Here is a 22,593-nt window from a genome sequence, read left to right on the forward strand (position 1 = left end):
GTCTCCGCCCTCGTGGCGCGGCGGTACGACACGGGGTGTCCGGTCTGTGCCGACGCTATGCCGTGAGGGGGGAGGAGCGGGGGTTTCTCGGCCGGATTCGGCGCTCCCGACGGGTGGGGCGCCGCTCCCCGCGACGCCTTGTCCCGTGGGGTGCGCCGCGTCCCGGGTGCCCTCTTGGCCCCGTGCCGCCCGCGAAGACCAGCGACCGCCGCCCGGTCACGGATGTCGTCCGTGCCACCCGGGCGCACAGCAGGGACGGCGAGGCCCCCGCGAGCTATCGCGCTGATCACGCCACCAAGGCTATCGCTCCTCACAGGCCCCTCGTCATGAGCCGTATGTGTACAAAACCAGGCCCTGAACTTTGACGTTCTGCACAGTGCGCGTGCTTCAGGCGGCCGCCAGGCGCTCCGCCTCCGCCACGGCCTCCCGCAGGGTGTCCACCACCGGGACGCCCACCGCCTCCAGGCTGGCGCGGCCGTGGGAGCCGCCGGTGTACAGGACGGCGCGGGCTCCCACGTGCAGGGCGGCCAGCGCGTCGTCGGCCGCGTCGCCGATCACCACGGTGCGCGCCGGGTCGACCCCGGTCAGCTCGCCGAGGTGGCGCACCATGTGCTCCGCCTTGCCGCCGCCGGACGGCCCGGTCCGCCCGTCGACCCGTATGAAGTGCGCCTCGATCCCGAAGCCCCGGACCAGCGGGACCAGGTCCTCGTGCCCGTACAGGCTGAGGATGGACTGGCTGCGGCCCGCCGACGCCCACCCCGTCAGCAGCTCCACCACGCCCTCGGCGAGTCCGCACCGCACGTGGTGCTCCGTGTAGTGGCGGTGGAAGGTGGAGTCCATCAGCTCCCACTCGGCCACGCTGGGCAGCCGCCCCATCAGCCGCTCGTAGAACCTCGGCACCGGCACGCAGTACAGCTCCCGGTACCGCTCCAGCGTGATCGGTTCCAGGCCCAGCTCGGCGAAGGCGGCGTTCGTCGCCCCGATGACCGCGTCGACGTCGTGGAACAGCGTGCCGTTCCAGTCCCAGACGATGTGCGCGTCCTTGTGCGTCCCCATGCCGGAAAACGTACCCGCCCGCACTGACATCGAGGAGGCCCGCAGGTCACCCGATCAGGTGGGGGATCTCCTGGGTGGCGTACCAGAGCAGCTCGTGGTCCTCCGCCCCGTCCACCGTGAACTGCGCGTCGTCGTCCCCGCCGTCCGCCGCGGGCAGCGCGTCCGCCGCGGCCGCCACGTCCGCCTCCGCGTCCGCCGCGTCCACGTGCACCGCGGCCGCCCTGGCCAGCCGTACGGCGCCGGCGACCCGCACCTCGCCGAGGGCGGCCGGGTCGAGGCCCCGGTCGGGGTCGGTCGAGGCGGCGTCGTCGGACACGTCCACGGCGAGCACGACCCGGCGCCGCGGCGCACCGGCGTCCGCCGCCAGCAGCCGCAGGGAGGCCAGCGCGGCGCGGCTGAGCGCGGCGTACTCCAGCTCCTCGATGTCGTCGGAGAGGTACCACTCGCGCAGCGCGGGCGTCACGGCGTACGCGAGGAACGGCCCGTCGCCCACCGCACCCGTCCGGTACGCCTCGGCGAGCGCGGGGAGGGTCAGGGGGACGTAGACGCGCATGTCGGCCGCTTTCGTGGGATCGGGGCTGCGGGGAGCCTTCAGGATACGTGCGGGTGTCCCCCATCGGGTCCCCGCCCGCACCCCCGGACACGTCCACCCCCGTCCCGGAATTCACCCGGTGCGCCCGCGTGAACACGGGGGCGAGGCCCCCTCGGACCACTCTGATAAGTGAATCCCCCGGCCCTCGCGGCCCGCTCTCCGCCTCCTTGCGGGAGCACCACGCCTCCCCGTACAAGGTCCCCAACCACGAAGTTACTGTCCGGTACGGCTCCCCGGCCGTACCGGGCCCGTCGAACGGGGTCCCCGTGCACAAGGTCATGACCAGAGCCCAGTACCGCCCCGCCCACCGTCCCCCCGCCCGCCGGGACTCCCGCCGCCCCGCGCCCACCGCACCGTCCCGCACCCGCCCGGACCGTCCCGCGCCCGCCACTCCCCCCGACGGAGCCCCATCGCCCACCGGCACCCTCACATCCCGCACCGGTCCGCAGGGGCCCGCACCCACCGCTTCCCTCGACGGGGCCCCGGCGCCCACCGGTGCGCAAGGGCCCGCACCCACCACCCGCGCCAGCCGGAGCCACCCGGCCACCACCGCGCCGCACCCGCCCGCGGGGAGCACCGCACACGCCACGGCCCCCGACGGAAGCCTGCCGTCCCCCACAGGCATCGCTCCGCCCCGTATCCCCACCGGCAGGGCCGTCTCCGCCCCCTCTCCCGGCGGGCGCCGGCCGGCCGGCACGGCTCTCCCGGCCCGGCCCGCCGACAAGCGTCCGCCGGCCCGCGCGGCCCGGCGGGCCGCTGCGCCGGTGCCTTCGGCGCGGGGCACCCGGCAGGTAACGGCGGCCGGTGTCCGGGAGGCGTCGGCGCGGGGCGCCCGGGAGGCGTCGGCGGCCGGTGTCCGCCCGCGCGTCACCGACCGGTCTCCCCTCCGTCCCGTCGTCCCCCCGCCGGGGCCCACCGACCGCTTCGCCGAGTTGCTGCTCGCCGTTCTCAGCGGGCAGCGTCCCGTGCACGCGATGCTGCGGCACACCGCCGGGCGGGCCTACGACGAGTTGGTGCGGCTCGCCGAGCGCGGGCCCCTGCGTACCCGGGGCGTCCGCCCCGTCGTCCGTGACATCGGCTGGTTCGAGCCGCGCGAGGGCGCCATCGAGGCGTTCGCCCGGATCGGGGCCGGGGACAGGCTGCGCGCCATGGCCTTCCGGCTGGAACAGGGCCGGGACCTGCGCTGGCGCTGCACCGCCGTGGAGCTGGGCGGCCCGCGGACGCACCGCGCGGGCACCCGCTGAGCGCACCCGCAACGCCCGAGGGCCGGGCACCCTGGGGTGCCCGGCCCTCGGCCCGCTCACAACCGCTCACTTCTTGCGGCGACGACCGCCCCGCGCCTGCTTGCGGCGCTCCGCGCGCGTGAGGCCGTCCGCCTCGGAGCGCACCGGCTCGTCGTCGGTGGCGAAGTCGCCCTCGATGGTGCCGCCCTCGCCGTCCACCGTCGGCGCGGAGAAGTGCAGGTTCCGCCGCTGCGGGGCGTCGAGCCCCTTGGCCCGGATCTCGGGGCGCGGCCCCGCCTGCGCGGGCACCGCGTCCTGCTTCTCCAGGTCGGCCACCGGCTTGACGTCCTCGACCGGGACCTCCTCGACCTGCTGCTCGACCTGGACCTCCAGGTTGAACAGATAGCCGACGGACTCCTCCTTGATGCCGTCCATCATCGCGGTGAACATGTCGAAGCCCTCACGCTGGTACTCGACCAGCGGGTCCTTCTGCGCCATCGCGCGCAGGCCGATGCCCTCCTGGAGGTAGTCCATCTCGTAGAGGTGCTCACGCCACTTGCGGTCCAGGACCGACAGCACGACCCGGCGCTCCAGCTCACGCATGATCTCGGAGCCGAGCTGCGTCTCACGGGCCTCGTACTGCGCGCGGATGTCGTCCTTGATGGACTCGGAGATGAACTCGGCCGTCAGCCCGGCCCGGTCACCGGCCGCCTCCTCCAGCTCCTCGATGGTGACGCTCACCGGGTAGAGCTGCTTGAACGCGCCCCACAGCCGGTCCAGGTCCCAGTCCTCGGGGAAGCCCTCGGCGGTCTCCGCCTGGACGTAGGCGTCGATCGTGTCGTCCATGAAGTGCTGGATCTGGTCCTGCAGGTCCTCGCCCTCCAGGACCCGGCGCCGCTCGCCGTAGATGACCTCGCGCTGCCGGTTGAGGACCTCGTCGTACTTCAGGACGTTCTTGCGCGTCTCGAAGTTCTGCGTCTCCACCTGCGACTGCGCGGACGCGATCGCGCGCGTGACCATCTTGTTCTCGATCGGCACGTCGTCCGGCACGTTCGCCATGGACATCACGCGCTCGACCATCTGGGCCTTGAACAGCCGCATCAGGTCGTCGCCGAGCGAGAGGTAGAAGCGGGACTCGCCCGGGTCGCCCTGACGGCCGGAACGGCCGCGCAGCTGGTTGTCGATGCGCCGCGACTCGTGCCGCTCGGTGCCGAGGACGTACAGGCCGCCGCTCTTCTCGACCTCCTCCTTCTCGGCCTTGACCGCCGCCTCGGCCCGCTTGAGGGCCTCGGGCAGGGCGTGCGCCCACTCCTCGATGTGCTCCTCGGGGTCGAGACCGCGCTGGCGCAGCTCCGCCTCGGCGAGGTCCTCGGGGTTGCCGCCGAGCTTGATGTCCGTACCGCGGCCGGCCATGTTGGTGGCCACGGTGACACTGCCCTTGCGGCCGGCCTGGGCGACGATCTGCGCCTCGCGCTCGTGGTGCTTGGCGTTCAGCACCTCGTGCTGGATGCCGCGCTTGCTGAGCTGCTGCGAGAGGTACTCGGACTTCTCCACCGAGGTCGTGCCGACGAGGATCGGCTGGCCCTTGCGGTGCTTCTCCTCGATGTCGTCGACGACCGCCTCGAACTTGGCGACCTCGGTGCGGTAGATCAGGTCCGACTGGTCCTTGCGGACCATCGGCCGGTTGGTCGGGATGGGCACCACACCGAGCTTGTAGATCTGGTGGAACTCGGCGGCCTCGGTCATCGCCGTACCGGTCATGCCGGACAGGCCCGGCTGCTCCTTGCCGTCGTGGTCGTGGCGCTTGTAGAGGCGGAAGAAGTTCTGCAGCGTGATCGTGGCGAGCGTCTGGTTCTCGTCCTTGATCGGCACCGCTTCCTTCGCCTCGATGGCCTGGTGCATGCCCTCGTTGTAGCGGCGGCCGGCGAGGATGCGGCCGGTGTGCTCGTCCACGATCATGACTTCGTCGTCGATGATGACGTAGTCCTTGTCGCGCTTGAAGAGCTCCTTGGCCTTGATGGCGTTGTTCAGGTAGCCCACGAGCGGGGTGTTCACCGACTCGTACAGGTTGTCGATGCCCAGCCAGTCCTCGACCTTGGCGACGCCGGACTCGTGGATGGCGACCGTGCGCTTCTTCTCGTCGACCTCGTAGTCGCCGGTCTCCTCGATGCCCTTGAGCGGGTTGCCGGGCTCACCGCGCTTGAGGCGCTTGACCAGCTTGGCGAAGTCGCCGTACCACTTGGTGGCCTGGTCGGCCGGACCGGAGATGATCAGCGGCGTACGGGCCTCGTCGATGAGGATGGAGTCGACCTCGTCGACGATGGCGAAGTTGTGCCCGCGCTGGACGAGTTCCTCCTTGGACCACGCCATGTTGTCGCGCAGGTAGTCGAAGCCGAACTCGTTGTTCGTGCCGTAGGTGATGTCGCAGGCGTACTGCTCGCGGCGCTGGGCCGGCGTCATGTTGGCGAGGATGCAGCCGACGCTCAGGCCGAGGAAGCGGTGGACGCGGCCCATCATCTCGGAGTCGCGCTCGGCCAGGTAGTCGTTGACCGTGATGATGTGGACGCCCTCGCCGGACAGGGCGTTCAGATACGCGGGCAGGGTGCCGACGAGGGTCTTGCCCTCACCGGTCTTCATCTCGGCCACGTAGCCCATGTGCAGGGCGGCGCCGCCCATGATCTGGACGTCGTAGTGCCGCTGGCCCAGGACGCGCTTGGCGGCCTCGCGGACGGTGGCGTACGCCTCGGGGAGCAGGTCGTCCAGGCTCTCACCGTCGGCGTACCGCTGCTTGTACTCATCGGTGAGGGCCCGCAGCTCGGCGTCGGAGAGGCCTTCGAAGTCCTCTTCGATGGAGTTGACCTGGTCCGCGATGCGGTGCAGCTTGCGCAGGATCTTGCCTTCGCCTGCACGCATGATCTTCGAGAGGACGGACACGGGGGTTGGTCTCCTTGCCGGTCGGGCCTGGGACGGTCGGTTTCCATTTCACTGACTGAGCAACGGCCATCGTATGCGAGGACCCCGCCGCGCCGGGAGGCCTGCCGCAGGGGTGGCCGTCGGCTGCTTCCTCATCCGTTTCACGGCTGCTTCGAAAGAACAACGTCCGGGCCCCCCGGATGGTGCCGCCCCACGCCGGCGAATCGCGCGAAGGGTGACCGTGTCCTCACACACCGCCAAAGGGATGGCGCCCCTCACCCCCGCGTGAGCAGAATCGGCCGATGGAACCCGTCACGCTCACCACCGACCGCCTCCTGCTGCGCCCGGTCGGCCCGCAGGAGACCGACACCGTGTACGCGATCTGCCAGGACCCGGACATCCAGCGCTGGACCACGATCCCCTCCCCGTACCTCCCGGAGCACGCGCGGGGTTTCACGGAGCAGATCGCTCCCGACGGGTGGGCCGACGGCTCGATGTTCACCTTCGGCGTCTTCCTGCCCACCGGGGAGCTCACGGGCATGCTCAGCATCACCATGCGCTCCCTGGGGACGGGCGAGATCGGCTTCTGGAGTGCGAAGGAGCACCGCGGCAACGGCTACATCACCGAGGCCGCCCTCGCCGCCTCCCGCTGGGCCTTCACCCGGATGTCGGTCGACCGCATGGAGTGGCGCGCGGAGGTGGGCAACGTCGCCTCCCGCGCGGTGGCGGAGCGCGCGGGCTTCACCATCGAGGGCGTCCTGCGTTCCTCGCTCAGCAACAAGGGAGTGCTGCGGGACGGCTGGGTGGGCTCCCTGCTCCCGTCCGACCTGGGACTTCCCTCCACGGCGCCCTACGTTCCCGGGCGGGGGTGAGACCCGGGCCCACCGCCGTTGTCAGTGCCGCCCTCTATCGTGCCGACGTATGACGACTCTTCCGCGCCCGACCACGGAACTGACGGCAGACGAGGCCCGCCGGATCGCCCTGCGGGCCCAGGGCTTCCTCGGCGCCCCGGACCGCCGCTCGGGCGTCCGGGGCGTCCTGCGCCACCTGGGCGCGGTACAGCTCGACACCATCTCCGTCCTCGCCCGCTCCCACGAGCTCATCCCGTACGCCCGTCTGGGCTCCGTGGGGCGCCGGACCGTGGAGGAGGCGTACTGGAAGAAGGCGGACAGCCCGCCGCACGCGTTCGAGTACTGGTCGCACGCCGCGTGCATCCTCCCCGTCGAGGAGTGGCCCCACTTCGCCTTCCGCCGCCGTGCCTACCGCGCCCGCCCGCTCTGGAACCACGAGCTCCCCGACGGCGCCTACGACCAGGTGATCAAGCAGCTCCGCGCGGAAGGCCCCCTGACGGCCACGGAGTTGGGCGGCGCCAAGCGCACCAGCGAGTGGTGGGACTGGTCCGGCACCAAGGTCGCCGTCGAGCGCGCCCTGATGTACGGCGAGGTGGTGTGCGTCGAGCGCCGCGGCTGGAAGCGCGTCTACGACCTCGCCGAGCGGGCGATCCCCCCGGAGTTGCTGCACGACGAGCTGGACGACGCCGAGTGCCTGCGCCGTCTGGTCCGCCTGGCCGGCCGGTCCCTCGGCGTGGGCACGCGCGCGGACATCGCCGACTACCACCGTCTCAGGGGTGAGCAGGTCGACGCGGTGATCGACGGCTCGGGCCTGGTCCCGGTCGCGGTGGAGGGCTGGTCCAAGCCGGCCTGGGCCGATCCGGCGGCCCTGGCGACGGTGCCGCGCGGCCGGCACCGTACGACGCTGCTGTCCCCGTTCGACTCCCTGGTCTGGGAACGGGCGCGCACGGAGCGGATCTTCGGCTTCACCCACCGCCTGGAGGCCTACGTGCCCAAGCCCAAGCGGGTGCACGGCTACTTCGCGATGCCCGTCCTCGCGGGCGGCCGGCTCGTCGGCCGGGTCGACCCGGCCCGTGAGGGCCGCACGCTGGTGGCCAAGCAGGTCACGCTGGAGGGCCGCAGGGCGGTCCCCGCCGTGGCCCAGGCCCTGGTGGAGGCGGCGGGCTGGGTGGACTGCACGGACGTGCGCGTGGAGCGGGTCGACGCACCGGAGCTGCGTGAGGCCCTCACCCTGGAGCTCGCCAGGGCCCTGGCCTGACGCGGGGCGCCGTCACCGGATCTCGAGGATCTTCTCCCGCATCGCGTAGACCACCGCCTCCATCCTGGAGTGCAGCTGGAGCTTCTCCAGAATGTTGCGCACGTGGTTCTTCACGGTGTTCTCGGAGATGAACAGTTCCTTGGCGATGTCGCGGTTGTTCATCCCCGTGGCCACGAGCTTGAGGACTTCGAGCTCACGGTCCGTCAGCCGGGGCGCGGGCACCAGCCGGCGCTCGTCGGTGCGCTGGATCATCGACTTGAACTCGGTGAGCAGTTTCGACGCCATGGACGGGCTGATCTGCGACTGCCCGTCGGCCACCGCGCGAATGGCGGTGGCCACCTCGTCCGTGGAGATCTCCTTGAGGAGGTAGCCGGTCGCGCCCGCCTTGATGGCGTCGTAGAGATCGGCTTCCTCGTCGCTGATCGTCAGCATGATGATCTTCGCGCTGGGGGCGACCTCCTTGATGGAGGTGCACGCCTCGATCCCGCCCCGTTTGGGCATCCGCACGTCCATCAGGACGATGTCGGGCAGCAGGTCGGCCGCCTTCTCCACCGCCTCGGCGCCGTCCCCCGCCTCGCCGACCACCTGGATGTCCTCCTCGGCGGCGAGCACGATCTCCAGTCCGCGGCGGAACAGCGCGTGGTCGTCCACCACAAGGACTCTGATCGGCTCCTTGCGTGGAGTCTCCGCGTCCGGGCCCATGCCGACGACGCCGTCGTCGGCGTCCTCGTCACGCATCGGTCCGAAACTGTCCGCCATCGTTCCTCCCCCTGAAGGCTGTGGCCTGTGGTCCTGACCATCGCCAACCCAAGGCAGCGGCCCACCGGTTGAGCCGTTGCTGCCATGATTCCATGCCCGGCCGGCACCGGGGTGCCGGTGTGTGCGCCCAGTGGTCGCACACCGGTGCCCCTGGGGGCGCACACGCGCACCAGGGGCACCGGCCCGGCCGTCACGCGGCGGGTCAGCCGCCGAGCGTCCCGCCCGCCTCGGGGGACTGCGTCTGCGTGACCATCGTGTCCGTGCTGAGGTGGATCACGCCGTAGTCGTAGGCGTGCCGCCGGTAGACGACACTGGGTTCCTTGGTCTCGGAGTCGATGAACAGATAGAAGTCGTGCCCGACCAGCTCCATTTCGTAGAGAGCCTGGTCGAGGGTCATGGGCGCTGCCACGTGGGTCTTCTCACGGACGATCAGGGGTCCTTCACCCTGGACTTCCAGGGAACCGATCTTCTTGGTGGGGACGGCTTCCCGTTCCTCCGTGACGGAGCTCGCACCGGCTCCGTTGAGTGTCGCCGCGCCCGGGACGTGGTCGGGGACCTCGGCTGCCGAGATCCTGCGCGCACCACGCCGCGAGAAACGCTTGTCGTGCTGCTTGCGCAGCCGGGCGTCCAGCTTCTCCGCCGCCAGGTCGAGCGCCGCATACGGATCGCTCGCCGCCGCCTCCGCCCGGATCACCGGACCGCGGGAGTGAAGCGTGATCTCCACCCGGTCGCTGCGGTCGGCCTGTCGGGGGTTGGGCTCCTTGGACACCTCGACGTCGAGGCTGATCACCTTGCCGTCGAGCTTCTGGATCTTCTCCAGGTTCAGCTTCTCGGCCACGTGCTTCCGGAACCGCTCGGGCACCTCGGTCTTGCGGCCCTTGACGACGATGTCCACGCAGAACTCCGTTCCCGGATCACTCCGCCTCGATGCGGAGCGTCTCCCTTTTGCACCAGATTCCGGTGACGCCCGGAACCTCGGACTCGGTGACGTCCACCTCCTCCCCCATGGGCGAGATCTCCACTCCACCGGAGCGGGTGATAACGAAAAACCCGCAGCACGGCAATCGGATTCGAGAGGTGTGGCCTGCGGCTTTCCCTCACAACCGAACATATCTCGCCCGGACGGATGTCGTCACCCTCTACCGCGCCATACCTCCATTCTGATGAATTGCCCCTCTCATTACCTGCAACGAGGCACGTTCTCAGTCAGTTCCGATTCATTTCGAAAGCGTCCGGAGACGCCGCGACGACGGCCGCGCACATCCCGCCGATGATCCCGTCGGCGCCGCCCGCGCCCGCCGTGACCGGCGGCCGGCCGGACCGCCGGCCCGCCCACTGTTGAGCTGGTCCGTTCCGCTGTTCCCCTCTCCTTTCCCGTGTCCCACCCCCGTACACGAACGCGGGCCCCGAAATACTCGATCCGGCGTCCCGATCTCCCGACCCGGCCCACGACCGTGCCCGTACGGCGCGCGCCGCCTCGGCCAGCGTCGCCCCGGTCGTCATCAGGTCGTCGACGAGGACGACCCGGCCCGCCGGGAGCAACCGGCCACAGCCCGGGGCCACCGTCAGCGCACCCGCGAGATTGGCCAGCCGCTGCCGGGAGTCGAGCCCCGACTGGTCGGCCACGTCCCGTCGCTGCCGCAGCGCGGGAAGCACCTGTGCGGGTACCCCCGCCCGCCGCAGCTCACCCGCCGCCGCGTACGCGATCCGCCGGACGGGATCGTGCCCGCGCGCCCGCACCGCCCGCCGCGCGGAGGGCACGGGGACGAGCAGCACCGGGCCGCCCGCACACGGCGCACGGGCCGCCCCCAGCCCCGCCCGCACCGCTCCCGCCAGCGCCACGCCGAGCGGTCCGGAGAGGGCCAGGGCACCCCGCTCCTTGTGGGCCAGCAACGTGGCGCGCACCTCGTCCGCGTACCGGGCCGCCGCGTGCACCGGCGGCAGCCCGGCCGGCTCGGGCACCGGCCGCACCCGGCACGGCACGGCCCCGCTCAGCGCCGTACGGCACCGGGCGCAGAGCACCGTACGAGGTCTGCCGCAGCCGCCGCACTCGGCCGGGAGCACCAGGTCGGTGAGGTCCCGCCACCAGTCCCGCATGGGACCACTGTGCCAACGCCCGCCGCACCCGGCCACCCCTGTGGATAACCCCGGGGAGCGGGCCCGGCTCACCCCGGATAGACCGGCGCGGTCCCCTCCGTCACCTTCTGCCACTGCGCCCCCGAGGGCAGCCGCACGATCCCGTCCACCGAGTCCGCCATCAGCGGCGCCTGTTCGTCCTCCGCTGCGGTGACGGCCTCGACGCCGGTCAGGGCGGCGGGCGGCGGCACGTCCGGCGTGGAGCCGTCGACCTCGACGTACTTCATCTGCTCCACGCCTCCCTGCTCGCGTCCGACCACCACGAGCCGGCTGTCCCCCGCCCAGGACATGGCCGTGACCTGCTCCAGCTCCGGTGTCGCGGAGTGCGGGTCCAGCACGGTGACCACCGGCCGCTCGCCCGTCCCGCCGCTCCGGTCGATCCGCCCGATCACCAGGGAACGCCGGTCGCCCTTCTCCACGACGAGCGCGATCCGCACCCCGTCCGCGGCCACCCGGACCGCCCGCACACGGCCGTCCAGCCCCGGCGTCCGTACCCGGACCGGCTCACCCGCGCCCTCCTCCAGGAGGTACAGCCGCGGGTCGGCGGGGTCGCTGTCGGCCACCCACAGTCCGCCCTGCGCGTCCCAGCTGGGCGTGGTCAGCCTGTCCTCCTCGGTCTTGCCCGTGCTGCGCAGCACGGGCTCCCCGAGGGAGCCCCCCGGCGCCAGCGGGGCGACGAACAGCGACCTGCCGTCGAGGGCGACCCCGGCCGCGGTGCGCTCGTCGCGGGCGACCGCCACCGACCGCAGCGCCTTCTCGCCCTCGCCCAGCGCCCCGGGCACCGGCGCGGGCTCGGTGTCGCCGCCGCCCGCGGTGATCCGCACGAGCCGGTGCTCCTCGTCGACGAAGTACAGGTGGTCGGGCCGGTCCAGCGCGCCCCGGGTGGCCACGGCCTCGGCGCCCTCCTGGGTGAGCGAGCACAGCTGTCCGCCGTCGGCCCGCAGCTCGACCTCGTCCACCGCGGGGCTGAGTGTGCGCAGCGTGAACAGCAGTTGGGCCGCCATCTCCTCGCACCGGCCGGTGCCGGCCCCGGCCGCCTTGTCGTTGAGCGGCACGGTCAGCCTGCCCCGGTCGTCCGGGGTCAGCGGGCCGGCGTCCTTGCGCAACGCCGTCCCCGCGGGGAACCCGGTCCTGACGGCGGGGTCCAGCCAGGTCGTGGGCCCTTCGACGAGGGAGCGCACCATCTGGGTCGTGGGGTCCACGTGACTGCGCACGTAGACCGGGTCGGCGACCGTCATCGGCGGCGACCCCGCGTCGTCCGAGGCGAAGTAGTACTTGTTGACGGACATGTAGTTGCGCTGGAAGTCCGACTTGCCCATGACGACGCCCTGCGGCACCGCGTCGATGCGCCACTGCTCGCTCTTGGCGTCCTTGGTGAGATGCACCAGCTCGTCGTAGGACCCGGAGGCGGGCGCGTACGACTGCTGCGCGTCCACCGTGGCGACCTTGGTCCCGGTCAGCGTGTAGGACAGGGACCCGGTGTCCTGCTGGTCCGGGCTGTCGGCCCGGGCGCCCGGCCCGTCCGACAGCACGGTGGTGGACAGCTCCGGCTTCCAGGTCTTCGCCGCCTCGCGGGTCAGGTACTGGCGCGCGGTCTTGTAGTCGGGGTCGTCACTGGTCAGCGCCTCCAGGAAGCCCTGCACGATCTGCGTGGGGGTCGCGTCCTCGCTGGGCGGCATGGCGAACACCCGCACCTGCGCGTCCTGCCGGGGCGTCGACTCGACGCCCCGCAGGTCCCCGCTGTCGGGCATCGAGGCGCACCCGGCCAGCAGAACGACCCCACTGGCGGCGTACGCCACCGTCCGCACCGGTACCCCCCGGCCGCGCTCACCGCCGCCCACGCGAAGCCTCCCCGTCCCTGTCCGTGTCCCGCGCCCCATTCCGGCCGCCCTCGCCGCCGGCCGACCGGGACCCGCGCCCCGGCTCCCGGTCGGCCTCCGGTCCCCGGTCGCGGCCGTCGTCCGCGCCCGGCCCCGAACCGCCACCGCGCGCGGCGGAGACCTCCGCGCTCCCGTCGTCCGGCCGTCCCGCAGAACCGCCGCCGGTCTCCGGGAACCCGTCATCGCCGCCCGCGGTGCCGTTCTGCGCCCCGGGTGCCGTCCGCGCGCCGCCCGCTCGTGCCGGTGGAGCGGGCCGGGCCACCACACGTGCGCCGTTGCCGGGCAGTGCGGTGGGGTCGGCCGTCGGGGTGGCGGCCGCCGGCCTCAGCGCGAACGGATCCCGCGCCGGCCCGTCGGTGCCCGCCGGCTGCGCCGACACCGTCGCGCGCTTCTCTCCGTCCCCGCCGCCGCGCGGCGGACCGGCGTCGTCCGGCCCGTGGTTGCGCCGCGAGTCCTTGGGCTCCAGCGGTATCGGCGACCCCCTCAGCGGCTCGTCCGCGGTCCTGGGCAGCGTCAGCCGGAACTGCGAGCCGCCGCCCGGCTCGCCCCACGCCTGGAGCCAGCCGCCGTGCAGCCGCGCGTCCTCCAGGGCGATGGACAGCCCCAGCCCCGTACCGCCGGTGGTACGCGCGCGTGCCGGGTCGGCCCGCCAGAAGCGGCTGAAGACCCGGGTCGCCTCACCGGGCTTGAGCCCGACGCCGTAGTCGCGCACCGCCACCGCCACCGCGCCGCCGGCCGCGGCGAGCTTGACGACGACGTCCTTGCCCTCGCCGTGCTCCACCGCGTTGACGACCAGGTTGCGCAGCACGCGCTCCACGCGCCGCGCGTCGACCTCGGCGACGACGGGCTGCTGGTCGCCGGCGATCCTGATCCGCGTGCCCTTGCGCTCGGCGAGCGGCTCCGCCCCGCCGACCACCCGCCGTACGACCTCGCGCAGGTCTATCGGCTCCGCCTCCAGCGCCGCCGCGCCCGCGTCGAACCGGCTGATCTCCAGCAGGTCCGCGAGCAGCGACTCGAACCGGTCCAGCTGGTCGGCGAGCAGCTCCGCCGACCGCGCGGTCACCGGGTCGAAGTCCTCGCGCGCCTCGTGGATGACGTCCGCGGCCATCCGCACCGTCGTGAGCGGCGTCCGCAGCTCGTGCGACACGTCCGACACGAACCGGCGCTGCATCCGCGACAGGTCCTCGAGCTGGTTGATCTTCAGCTGGAGGTTCTGCGCCATCTTGTTGAACGCCTCGCCGAGGCGCGCGATGTCGTCCTCGCCGGTGACCTTCATCCGTTCCTGCAGCCGCCCCGCGGACAGCCGCTCGGCGATCCCGGCCGCCATCCGCACCGGTGTGACGACCTGGCGCACCACGAGCCAGGCGATCGCCCCGAGGAGCACGACGACGAACAGTCCGGCGGTCGCCAGGGTGCCCTTGACCAGGCTCAGCGACTTCTCCTCCTGGGTGAGCGGGAAGAGGTAGTACAGCTGGTACGGGTCGCCGTTGGGGTCGTTGACCTGCTTGCCGATGACCAGGCCGGGCTGGGGGTCCTTCCGGGTGTCGTAGACGATGCGCGTGTAGCTCTGGGCCGCCGACGCGCTGGTGTCGATCCTCTCCCGCAGCGCCGCCGGCACACTCGCCGTCGGATTGACCTCACCGGAGGCGCGCGGTCCGCGCCCGCTGCCGCTCTCGTCGCCCGCGGGCAGGGTCACCACGTCGAAGGCGCCCTGTCCACCGCTGGAGAGGGACTCCACGAGGTCGCTCATCCACTGGATGACGCTCTGCGCGGGCCGGCCGTCCACCGCGGTGCCGTCGTCGCCCGTGACGCTCACGGCCTCCTCGGCCTGCTGCTTGGCCACCGCGAACCCGCCGGTGGCCTGGCTCTGCGAGGCCTTCACCTTGGCGTCCAGCAGACCGTTGCGCACCTGGCCGATGACGACGAAGCCCAGCAGCAGGACCACGCCCAGCGACATCAGCAGCGTGGTGACGACGACCTTGAGCTGGATGTTGCGCCGCCACAGCCGCATGACGGGCAGCAGCGGCCGGCGCACCCAGCGCACGAACAGCCGGATCACCGGGCTGCCCTGGACCCCGCCCTGCAGCAGCCCGCCGTCGAGCAGACGCCCCCAGCGGGAGCCGGCGGCCTTCCGGCCGACAGGCCGCCCCGGACGGCCCCCGGACCGGCCGGACGCCGAAGCGGCACTGTCCCCGGACATGTCAGCTCGGTCCTGCCTTGTATCCGACACCACGGACGGTCACCACGATCTCCGGCTTCTCCGGGTCCTTCTCGACCTTGGAGCGCAGCCGCTGCACGTGCACGTTCACCAGACGGGTGTCCGCCGCGTGACGGTAGCCCCAGACCTGCTCCAGCAGCACCTCACGCGTGAACACCTGCCACGGCTTACGGGCGAGCGCGACCAGCAGGTCGAACTCCAGCGGCGTCAGCGCGATCGACTGCCCGTCCCGCTTCACGGAGTGCCCGGCCACGTCGATCACCAGGTCGCCGATGGCGAGCTGCTCCGGCGCCGGCTCCTCCGATCTGCGCAGCCGCGCCCGGATACGGGCCACCAGCTCCTTCGGCTTGAACGGCTTCACGATGTAGTCGTCGGCCCCGGACTCCAGGCCCACCACGACATCGACGGTGTCGCTCTTCGCCGTGAGCATCACGATCGGCACCCCGGACTCCGCCCTGATCAGGCGGCACACCTCGATGCCGTCCCGGCCGGGCAGCATCAGGTCCAGGAGCACCAGATCGGGCTTGGCCTCACGGAAAGCGGCCAGCGCCTTGTCGCCGTCGGCTACGAAAGACGGTTCAAAACCTTCACCGCGCAGCACGATGCCGAGCATCTCGGCCAGTGCGCTGTCGTCGTCGACGACAAGGACTCGTCCCTTCATAAACGACATCATCCCATTAGCTAATCGTGACCTGGCGTGACCTGGCACACAGCGCCGCCAGGGCCTCGGCTGTCACGGGCGAAACGGCGCCCTCCTCGGTGACGATCGCCGTCACCAGCTCCGGTGGTGTCACGTCGAACGCCGGGTTGTACGCCTGGGTCCCCAGAGGCGCCACCGGAATCCCCCCTCCCGCTTCCGTTCCGGCCACCGGCACCTGCGGTGCCACGACCTCGGTCACCTCATGCCCGGGACGCTGCTCGACCTCGATGGACGCCCCGTCCGGCGTCCGGAGATCCACTGTCGTCACCGGTGCCACCACGATCAACGGCACATGGTGGTACCGCGCGAGCACCGCGAGCGGATAGCTCCCCACCTTGTTCGCCACCGAGCCGTCGGCCGCGATGCGGTCCGCGCCGATGAGCACCGCGTCCACCTCGCCCGCCGCGAACAGCGATCCCGCCGCGTTGTCGGTGAGCAGGGTGTACGCCATGCCGCTGCGGGCCGCCTCGTACGCCGTCAGGCGAGCACCCTGCAGCAACGGACGCGTTTCGTCCACCCACAGGCGCCTGAGCCGTCCCGCCCGGTGCGCCGCCAGCGCCACCGCGAACGCCGTCCCCTCGCCGCCCGACACCAGCGAACCGGTGTTGCAGTGCGTGAGGATCCGGTGCCCGCCGCCGGGCAGCAGCTCGTCGAGGAGCGCCAGCCCGTGCCCGGCCATCCGGGCACTGGCCTCGGCGTCCTCCCGGTGCAGCTGCCGTGCCGCGGCCAGCGCGGCCGCGGCCGCCTGCCGGGCGTCCCCGCCGCGGGCCAGGACGGCCTGGTGGGCGGAGTGCGCCCGGCGTACGCCGACGGCGAGGTTCACCGCGGTGGGCCGGGCGCTCTCCAGCGCCGCCGCCGCGTCGTCCACGTCGTAGCCCCGTACGGCGGCGAGCGCGACGCCGTAGGCGCCCGCGATGCCCAGCAGGGGAGCACCGCGCACGGCGAGCGAGCGGATCGCCTCCACCAGCGCCGGCGCATCCGTACAGACGAGTTCGACCTCCTCGGCCGGCAGCCTCGTCTGGTCGAGCAGGACCAGGACGGGACCCTCGGGTGGTTCTTCCCAGCGCAGTGCCGGGATCTCGGTCGGCCGTTTGTCATCGCCACTGTGCGCGTACTGATCAGCCATGCGGCCAGTCTGCCCCCTGTGGCACGGACAATTGAAGGTACGCAGCCCTCACCTCGGCAGGTCGGTCGACGACCACCCCATGGCACGATGGCTGCCAAGCCGCCGCCGCGACCGCGGACGGGCACCGTGAAGGAGCGACGATGAACGACACTCCGGGCTGGGCCTCGCCCGGATCCGCCCCGTCCGAAGGGCAGGAACCGGGCGCGTCCGGCCCTGCCGAGCCCGCCGACCAGCCCCGGCAGCCCGGCCGGGCCCCGCAGGACCCGGGCGTGAAGTGGTCGAAGGAACAGCCGCCGCCCGGCCAGTGGTCCGCACCCACCGGCCCTCCCGGCCCCACGGGCCCCGGCCAGGCCCCCCCGCCCCCGCCGCCCGGCCCGGGCTGGGGCACCCCGCCGCCCGGCGGGTACGGCGGCCCCGGCGGTTACGGCGGCGGCCACGGAGGCCCCGGCGGTTACGGTGCCTGGGGCGGCGGCTGGGGCGGCCCCCCGCCCGCGGCCAAGCCCGGCGTCATCCCGCTCCGCCCGCTCGGCGTGGGCGAGATCCTCGACGGCGCCGTCTCCACCATGCGCACCCACTGGCGCACGGTCCTCGGCATCTCGCTGACCGTCGCCGTCCTCACCGAGATCGTCGTCGTGCTGCTCCAGGGCCTCGCCCTGGACACCTCCGGCACCGCCGTGCTCAACGACCCCAGCGCCACCCTCGGCGAACTGACCGACGCCATGGGCGACGCCCTGCTCAACTCCGGCGTGGTCTTCCTGGTCACCCTGATCGGCACCGTCGCCGCCACCGCCCTGCTCACGACCGTCACCAGCCGCGCGGTACTCGGCAGGTCGGTCACCACCGGCGAGGCCTGGCGCGACGCCCGCCCCCAGATCGTCAAGCTGTTCGGCCTGATCTGCCTGCTGCTGCTCATCACCGCCGGCACCATGACCGTCGGCGCGCTGCCCGGGCTCCTCGTGACCCTCGCCGCGGGCGGCGAGGTGGGCATCGCGCTCACCGTCCTCGGCCTGATCGGCGCCGCTGTCGTCACCCTGTGGCTCATGATCCGCCTGTCGCTGGCCTCGCCCGCGCTGATGCTGGAGAAGCAGGGCATCGTGAAGGCGATGAGCCGCTCCGCCAAGCTGGTGCGCGGCTCCTGGTGGCGGGTCTTCGGCATCCAACTGCTCGCGACGATCATCGCGAACGTCGTCGCGTCGATCATCGTCATCCCCTTCACCTTCCTCGCCGCGGCCGTCGGCGGCGACGGCGTCTCCGGCTTCCTCAACAGCGCCGGCGGTGACATGGGCTGGACGTTCCTCATCGTCAGCGGCATCGGCTCGGTCATCGGCGCCATGATCACGTTCCCGATCACGGCCGGCGTCACCGTGCTCCTCTACGTCGACCAGCGCATCCGCCGCGAGGCCCTCGACCTCGAACTGGCCCGCGCCGCAGGCGTCCAGGACCACGGCCCCGGCACCATCCCGGGGAGCTGATGGCGTGACCGCCGCGGGGGGAGTTCTCACATCCGTGCGGACGCTGCACGCGACCGCCGACACGGCCGTACGCCTGCTGCTGCGCGGCGACGACGAGCCGCCCGTCACCATCCCGCGCGACCCCGCGCGGGAGGCGGCCCGGCGCGAACTGTCCAAAGGCATGTACCACGAGAACGACCCCAGCTGGTTCCAGCAAGCCCTCGACGCCTTCTGGGAATGGGTCGGCAAGCTGTTCGGTGCCGCCTCCACCGCAACACCCGGCGGCACCCTCGGCCTGGTCGTCGTCATCGCGGCCGTGACCGCCGTCCTGGGCGCCCTGTGGTGGCGCCTGGGCACCCCGCGCCGCCGACCGGCCTCGGCCCCCGCCCTGTTCGACGACCGCCCCCGCAGCGCCGCCGACCACCGCTCGGCCGCCGAGGCGCACGCCGCCCAGGGCCACTGGAACCAGGCCGTCCAGGAACGCATGCGGGCCGTCGTCCGCGCCCTGGAGGAACGCGCCCTGCTCGACCTCCGCCCCGGTCGCACCGCCGACGAGGCCGCCGCGGAGGCCGGCCGCGCCCTGCCCGCCCACACCGCCCGGCTGCACACCGCCGCCCGCGCCTTCGACGACGTCACGTACGGCGGCCGGGCCGCCACGGAGCAGTCGTACCGGCAGCTCGCCGAACTCGACCACGACCTGGAGCGCAGCACACCACGGCTCACGGCCGACGACAGCAGCACGGACGTCACCGTCCGCCAGGGGGACACCGGATGACAACCGAGGTCACGCCCCCGCCCACCGCGGCCTCGCCCACCGCCCGCCAGGTGTGGACCCGCGCGCGCGGCATCGCCCTGGCGCTGGTGCTGCTGATCGCGGCGGCCGTCGCCATCGCCGTGGTCCGCTCCGACACCCGGCACGGCGAACTCGACCCGCGCTCCGCCGACCCCTACGGCAGCCGCGCCGTCGCCGAACTCCTCGCCGACCGCGGCGTGGACACCCGCGTGGTCGCCACCCTCGACGAGGCCACCACCGCGGCCGGCCCCGACACGACCCTGCTGGTCGCCGTCCCCGATCTGCTGACCGGACCCCAGCAGTCCCGGCTGCGCTCCGCCGTCGCCGACTCCGGCGGCCGCACCGTCCTGGTCTCCGCCGGCAGCGCCTCCGTGGAACGGCTCGCCCCCGGCGTCACCGCCGACCCGGTCACCAGCTTCGACTCCACCCTCTCCCCCGACTGCGACCTGCCCGCCGCCCGCCGCGCGGGCAGCGCCGACCTGGGCGGTATCCGCTACACCACCGTCCACCTCACCACCGACGAGTGCTACACCAGTGACCGTCTCGCCACCCTGCTGCGCATACCGGCCCCCTCCGGCGGCGGCGACACCGTCCTCCTCGGCGCGCCCGACATCCTCCTCAACGACCGCCTCGACGAGCACGGCAACGCCTCGCTCGCCCTCCAGCTCCTCGGCTCCCGCCCCCATCTGGTCTGGTACCTCCCCTCGCTCGCCGACGCCTCCGCCGCCTCCGAGGAGGGCGAGCGAGGCTTCTTCGACCTGCTCCCCTCCGGCTGGCTGTGGGGCACCCTGCAACTCTTCATCGCGGCAGCCCTGGCCGCCCTGTGGCGGGCACGCCGGCTCGGCCCCCTGGTGCCCGAGAAACTCCCCGTGGCGATCCGCGCCTCCGAGACCGTCGAGGGCCGCGCCCGCCTCTACCGCAAGGCGAACGCCCGCGACCGCGCCGCCACCGCTCTCCGCTCCACCGCCCGCACGCGCCTCGCCCCCCTCGTCGGCATCCCCGTGTCCCGGGCACACGCGCCCGAGGCCCTGCTCCCCGCGCTGTCCGCACACCTCCAGGGCGACGGACACTCCCTGCACGCCCTCCTCTTCGGCCCGCCCCCGGGCGACGACGCAGCACTCATCCAGCTCGCCGACCACCTCGACGCCCTCGAAAGAGAGGTACGCCGTCCATGATGGACCCGACCACTGACAACGCCGCGCACACCGGGGACCCGGCCGCCGCCCGGGCTTCCCTGGAGGCCCTGCGCGCCGAGATCGCCAAGGCCGTGGTCGGCCAGGACCCCGCGGTGACCGGCCTCGTCGTCGCCCTGCTCTGCCGCGGCCACGTCCTCCTCGAGGGCGTCCCCGGCGTCGCCAAGACCCTCCTCGTCCGCGCCCTCGCCGCCACCCTGGAACTCGACACCAAGCGCGTCCAGTTCACCCCCGACCTGATGCCGAGCGACGTCACCGGCTCCCTGGTCTACGACGCCCGCACCGCCGAGTTCTCCTTCCAGCCCGGTCCGGTCTTCACCAACCTCCTCCTCGCGGACGAGATCAACCGCACGCCCCCGAAGACCCAGTCCTCCCTCCTGGAGGCCATGGAGGAACGCCAGGTCACGGTCGACGGCACCCCCCGTCCCCTGCCGGACCCCTTCCTGGTCGCCGCGACCCAGAACCCGGTCGAGTACGAGGGCACCTACCCCCTCCCCGAGGCCCAGCTGGACCGCTTCCTCCTCAAGCTGACCATCCCCCTGCCCTCCCGCCAGGACGAGATCGACGTCCTCACCCGCCACGCCGAGGGCTTCAACCCGCGCGACCTGCGCGCCGCCGGCGTACGCCCCGTGGCGAACGCCGCCGATCTGGAAGCCGCCCGCCGCGCGGTCGCCGAAACGGCCATCTCCCCGGAGATCACCGCCTACGTCGTGGACATCTGCCGCGCCACCCGCGAGTCGCCCTCCCTCACCCTGGGCGTCTCCCCCCGAGGCGCCACCGCGCTCCTGGCCACCGCCCGCGCGTGGGCCTGGCTGACCGGACGTGACTACGTCATCCCCGACGACGTGAAGGCCCTGGCCCTGCCCACGCTCCGCCACCGTGTCCAGCTCCGCCCGGAGGCCGAGATGGAAGGCGTCACGGCCGACTCGGTCATCAACGCGATCCTCGCCCACGTCCCGGTCCCCCGCTGATGGCACTCACCGGACGCACCGCCCTGCTCGCGGCCCTCGGCTCCCTCCCCGTCGGCATCTGGGAGCCCGGCTGGACCGGCATCCTCGCCGTCAACGCCCCCCTGGCGGCGGCCTGCGCCTGCGACTTCGTCCTCGCCGCCCCCGTACGTCGCCTCGGCCTGACCCGCTCCGGCGACACCTCGGTACGCCTGGGCGACACCGCCGACGTCACCCTGACGATCACCAACTCGTCCAGCCGCCCGCTGCGTGCCCGCATCCGCGATGCCTGGCCCCCCAGCAGCTGGCAGCCCGGCACGGAGGTCACGGCCTCCCGCCACCGTCTGACGATCCCCCCGGGTGAACGTCGGCGCATCACGACCCGCCTGCGTCCCACCCGCCGCGGCGACCGCCACGCCGACCGCGTCACCATCCGCTCCTACGGCCCCCTAGGCCTTTTCGCCCGCCAGGGCACCCACAAGGTCCCGTGGACGGTACGGGTCCTCCCGCCCTTCACCAGCCGCAAGCACCTGCCGTCCAAACTGGCCCGGCTGCGCGAATTGGACGGTCGCACCAGCGTGCTGACCCGAGGCGAGGGAACGGAGTTCGACAGCCTGCGTGAGTACGTCCCCGGCGACGACACCCGCTCCATCGACTGGCGCGCCACCGCCCGCCACTCCGCGGTCGCGGTACGCACCTGGCGTCCCGAACGAGACCGTCACATCCTGCTGGTCCTCGACACCGGCCGCACCTCTGCGGCCCGTGTGGGCGACGCTCCCCGCCTGGACGCCTCCATGGACGCGGCCCTGCTCCTCGGGGCACTCGCCTCCCGCGCCGGCGACCGCGTCGACCTCCTGGCCTATGACCGCCGCCTGCGCGCCCTCGTCCAGGGCCGCACGGCGGGCGACGTCCTCCCGTCCCTCGTCAACGCCATGGCCGCACTCGAACCCGAGCTCGTCGAAACCGACGCCCGGGGTCTGACGGCGACGGCACTCCGTACGGCGCCCCGCCGGTCACTGATCGTGCTGCTCACGACGCTCGACACCGCTCCCATCGAGGAGGGCCTGCTGCCCGTCCTGGCCCAGCTGACCCAGCGCCACACGGTTCTCCTTGCCTCGGTGGCGGACCCGTACATCGCCAGGATGGCCAAGGCACGCGGAAACACCGACGCGGTGTACGAGGCAGCGGCGGCAGCCCAGGCCCACACGGAACGTGTCCGCACCGCGGAACAACTCCGCCGTCATGGCGTCACTGTCGTGGACGCGACTCCTGAGGAACTGGCGCCGGCACTCGCGGACGCGTATCTGGCTTTGAAGGCGGCTGGGCGTCTGTGATTCACCGGGGGCGGCGGGCTGGAATTTCGAGGGCCCGTCGTCCCCTAAACGCAGAAAACCCCGCACCAGTAACGGTACGGGGTTTTCCCACAAATTGTTCGGCGGCGTCCTACTCTCCCACAGGGTCCCCCCTGCAGTACCATCGGCGCTGTAAGGCTTAGCT

18 protein-coding genes are annotated in these 22,593 nt (G+C 72.7%); 8 read left to right on the top strand and 10 right to left on the bottom strand.

Features of this window, described 5'->3' with window-relative positions:
- Nucleotides 1-387: 387 nt before the first annotated feature.
- The gene (locus tag ACFY3N_RS35180; RefSeq protein WP_390820859.1) at nucleotides 388-1,056 is read right to left on the bottom strand and encodes an HAD family hydrolase; all 669 of its coding nucleotides are present in this window, start codon (nucleotides 1,054-1,056) and stop codon (nucleotides 388-390) included.
- Nucleotides 1,057-1,102: 46 nt separating this feature from the next.
- On the bottom strand, nucleotides 1,103-1,609 hold the full coding sequence (locus tag ACFY3N_RS35185) for a DUF6912 family protein (protein ID WP_390820861.1): 507 nt from the start codon (nucleotides 1,607-1,609) through the stop codon (nucleotides 1,103-1,105).
- 803 nt (nucleotides 1,610-2,412) lie between these two features.
- Between ACFY3N_RS35185 and ACFY3N_RS35190 the strand changes: the two genes are divergently transcribed.
- Nucleotides 2,413-2,892, top strand: coding sequence for an Rv3235 family protein (locus ACFY3N_RS35190; RefSeq protein WP_390820862.1), 480 nt, complete (start codon nucleotides 2,413-2,415; stop codon nucleotides 2,890-2,892).
- A gap of 66 nt (nucleotides 2,893-2,958) precedes the next feature.
- Here the strand turns inward: ACFY3N_RS35190 and secA are convergent, their stop codons facing one another.
- Nucleotides 2,959-5,805 (bottom strand): preprotein translocase subunit SecA, encoded by a 2,847-nt coding sequence (gene secA, locus ACFY3N_RS35195; protein WP_390820863.1) that lies wholly within the window; start codon nucleotides 5,803-5,805, stop codon nucleotides 2,959-2,961.
- A gap of 281 nt (nucleotides 5,806-6,086) precedes the next feature.
- Between secA and ACFY3N_RS35200 the strand changes: the two genes are divergently transcribed.
- Both ACFY3N_RS35200 and ACFY3N_RS35205 read left to right on the top strand, forming a co-directional pair.
- Nucleotides 6,087-6,656 carry a GNAT family N-acetyltransferase gene (locus tag ACFY3N_RS35200; RefSeq protein WP_390820864.1) on the top strand — a complete coding sequence of 190 codons (570 nt, stop codon included), beginning with the start codon at nucleotides 6,087-6,089 and terminating at the stop codon, nucleotides 6,654-6,656.
- Between the two features lie 49 nt (nucleotides 6,657-6,705).
- Entirely contained in the window at nucleotides 6,706-7,893 is a 1,188-nt protein-coding gene (locus ACFY3N_RS35205; RefSeq protein ID WP_390820865.1) for a winged helix-turn-helix domain-containing protein, read from the top strand.
- 12 nt (nucleotides 7,894-7,905) lie between these two features.
- Here the strand turns inward: ACFY3N_RS35205 and ACFY3N_RS35210 are convergent, their stop codons facing one another.
- The 7 genes from ACFY3N_RS35210 to mtnA form a co-directional block, all read right to left on the bottom strand.
- A complete protein-coding gene (locus tag ACFY3N_RS35210; RefSeq protein WP_390820866.1) occupies nucleotides 7,906-8,652 on the bottom strand; it encodes a response regulator in 747 nt (248 codons plus the stop codon).
- A 202-nt stretch (nucleotides 8,653-8,854) separates the two neighbouring features.
- Nucleotides 8,855-9,547 carry a ribosome hibernation-promoting factor, HPF/YfiA family gene (gene hpf, locus ACFY3N_RS35215; RefSeq protein ID WP_390820867.1) on the bottom strand — a complete coding sequence of 231 codons (693 nt, stop codon included), beginning with the start codon at nucleotides 9,545-9,547 and terminating at the stop codon, nucleotides 8,855-8,857.
- Between the two features lie 311 nt (nucleotides 9,548-9,858).
- Entirely contained in the window at nucleotides 9,859-10,749 is an 891-nt protein-coding gene (locus tag ACFY3N_RS35220) for a ComF family protein (protein ID WP_390820868.1), read from the bottom strand.
- Between the two features lie 68 nt (nucleotides 10,750-10,817).
- A complete protein-coding gene (locus tag ACFY3N_RS35225) occupies nucleotides 10,818-12,668 on the bottom strand; it encodes an LpqB family beta-propeller domain-containing protein (RefSeq protein ID WP_390820869.1) in 1,851 nt (616 codons plus the stop codon).
- Nucleotides 12,616-14,868 (bottom strand): MtrAB system histidine kinase MtrB, encoded by a 2,253-nt coding sequence (mtrB, locus tag ACFY3N_RS35230; RefSeq protein WP_390820870.1) that lies wholly within the window; start codon nucleotides 14,866-14,868, stop codon nucleotides 12,616-12,618. The genes ACFY3N_RS35225 and mtrB overlap by 53 nt, the downstream gene beginning before the upstream one ends.
- Nucleotide 14,869: 1 nt before the next feature.
- Nucleotides 14,870-15,559, bottom strand: a complete 690-nt coding sequence (gene mtrA, locus ACFY3N_RS35235; RefSeq protein ID WP_004930665.1) for a two-component system response regulator MtrA — start codon at nucleotides 15,557-15,559, stop codon at nucleotides 14,870-14,872.
- A gap of 4 nt (nucleotides 15,560-15,563) precedes the next feature.
- On the bottom strand, nucleotides 15,564-16,712 hold the full coding sequence (mtnA, locus tag ACFY3N_RS35240) for an S-methyl-5-thioribose-1-phosphate isomerase (RefSeq protein ID WP_390820871.1): 1,149 nt from the start codon (nucleotides 16,710-16,712) through the stop codon (nucleotides 15,564-15,566).
- 140 nt (nucleotides 16,713-16,852) lie between these two features.
- Between mtnA and ACFY3N_RS35245 the strand changes: the two genes are divergently transcribed.
- The 5 genes from ACFY3N_RS35245 to ACFY3N_RS35265 are packed head-to-tail and all read left to right on the top strand — an operon-like array spanning nucleotide 16,853 to nucleotide 22,430.
- Nucleotides 16,853-18,184: a glycerophosphoryl diester phosphodiesterase membrane domain-containing protein gene (locus ACFY3N_RS35245; RefSeq protein ID WP_390820872.1), complete on the top strand. Its 1,332-nt coding sequence runs from the start codon at nucleotides 16,853-16,855 to the stop codon at nucleotides 18,182-18,184.
- 43 nt (nucleotides 18,185-18,227) lie between these two features.
- Complete coding sequence (locus ACFY3N_RS35250) at nucleotides 18,228-18,938, top strand: DUF4129 domain-containing protein (RefSeq protein WP_390820875.1); 711 nt, start codon at nucleotides 18,228-18,230, stop codon at nucleotides 18,936-18,938.
- A complete protein-coding gene (locus ACFY3N_RS35255) occupies nucleotides 18,935-20,131 on the top strand; it encodes a DUF4350 domain-containing protein (RefSeq protein ID WP_390820873.1) in 1,197 nt (398 codons plus the stop codon). The genes ACFY3N_RS35250 and ACFY3N_RS35255 overlap by 4 nt, the downstream gene beginning before the upstream one ends.
- Nucleotides 20,131-21,120, top strand: a complete 990-nt coding sequence (locus ACFY3N_RS35260) for an AAA family ATPase (protein WP_390820876.1) — start codon at nucleotides 20,131-20,133, stop codon at nucleotides 21,118-21,120. The genes ACFY3N_RS35255 and ACFY3N_RS35260 overlap by 1 nt, the downstream gene beginning before the upstream one ends.
- The gene (locus tag ACFY3N_RS35265) at nucleotides 21,120-22,430 is read left to right on the top strand and encodes a DUF58 domain-containing protein (RefSeq protein WP_390820874.1); all 1,311 of its coding nucleotides are present in this window, start codon (nucleotides 21,120-21,122) and stop codon (nucleotides 22,428-22,430) included. The genes ACFY3N_RS35260 and ACFY3N_RS35265 overlap by 1 nt, the downstream gene beginning before the upstream one ends.
- Nucleotides 22,431-22,593 lie beyond the last annotated feature (163 nt).

It is taken from the genome of Streptomyces sp. NPDC000348 (genome assembly GCF_042898795.1).
Taxonomy (GTDB): Bacteria; Actinomycetota; Actinomycetes; order Streptomycetales; family Streptomycetaceae; genus Streptomyces.

Excerpts from the sequence above, each read along its gene's own strand:
- ACFY3N_RS35245 (WP_390820872.1), top strand. The coding sequence starts at position 16,853 with ATGAACGACACTCCGGGCTGGGCCTCGCCCGGATCCGCCCCGTCCGAA.
- ACFY3N_RS35255 (WP_390820873.1), top strand. The coding sequence starts at position 18,935 with ATGACAACCGAGGTCACGCCCCCGCCCACCGCGGCCTCGCCCACCGCC.
- ACFY3N_RS35205 (WP_390820865.1), top strand. The coding sequence starts at position 6,706 with ATGACGACTCTTCCGCGCCCGACCACGGAACTGACGGCAGACGAGGCC.
- ACFY3N_RS35185 (WP_390820861.1), bottom strand. The coding sequence starts at position 1,609 with ATGCGCGTCTACGTCCCCCTGACCCTCCCCGCGCTCGCCGAGGCGTAC.
- mtrB (WP_390820870.1), bottom strand. The coding sequence starts at position 14,868 with ATGTCCGGGGACAGTGCCGCTTCGGCGTCCGGCCGGTCCGGGGGCCGT.
- ACFY3N_RS35260 (WP_390820876.1), top strand. The coding sequence starts at position 20,131 with ATGGACCCGACCACTGACAACGCCGCGCACACCGGGGACCCGGCCGCC.
- ACFY3N_RS35200 (WP_390820864.1), top strand. The coding sequence starts at position 6,087 with ATGGAACCCGTCACGCTCACCACCGACCGCCTCCTGCTGCGCCCGGTC.
- ACFY3N_RS35220 (WP_390820868.1), bottom strand. The coding sequence starts at position 10,749 with ATGCGGGACTGGTGGCGGGACCTCACCGACCTGGTGCTCCCGGCCGAG.
- mtrA (WP_004930665.1), bottom strand. The coding sequence starts at position 15,559 with ATGATGTCGTTTATGAAGGGACGAGTCCTTGTCGTCGACGACGACAGC.
- mtnA (WP_390820871.1), bottom strand. The coding sequence starts at position 16,712 with ATGGCTGATCAGTACGCGCACAGTGGCGATGACAAACGGCCGACCGAG.
- ACFY3N_RS35265 (WP_390820874.1), top strand. The coding sequence starts at position 21,120 with ATGGCACTCACCGGACGCACCGCCCTGCTCGCGGCCCTCGGCTCCCTC.
- ACFY3N_RS35210 (WP_390820866.1), bottom strand. The coding sequence starts at position 8,652 with ATGGCGGACAGTTTCGGACCGATGCGTGACGAGGACGCCGACGACGGC.
- ACFY3N_RS35225 (WP_390820869.1), bottom strand. The coding sequence starts at position 12,668 with ATGGGGCGCGGGACACGGACAGGGACGGGGAGGCTTCGCGTGGGCGGC.
- ACFY3N_RS35180 (WP_390820859.1), bottom strand. The coding sequence starts at position 1,056 with ATGGGGACGCACAAGGACGCGCACATCGTCTGGGACTGGAACGGCACG.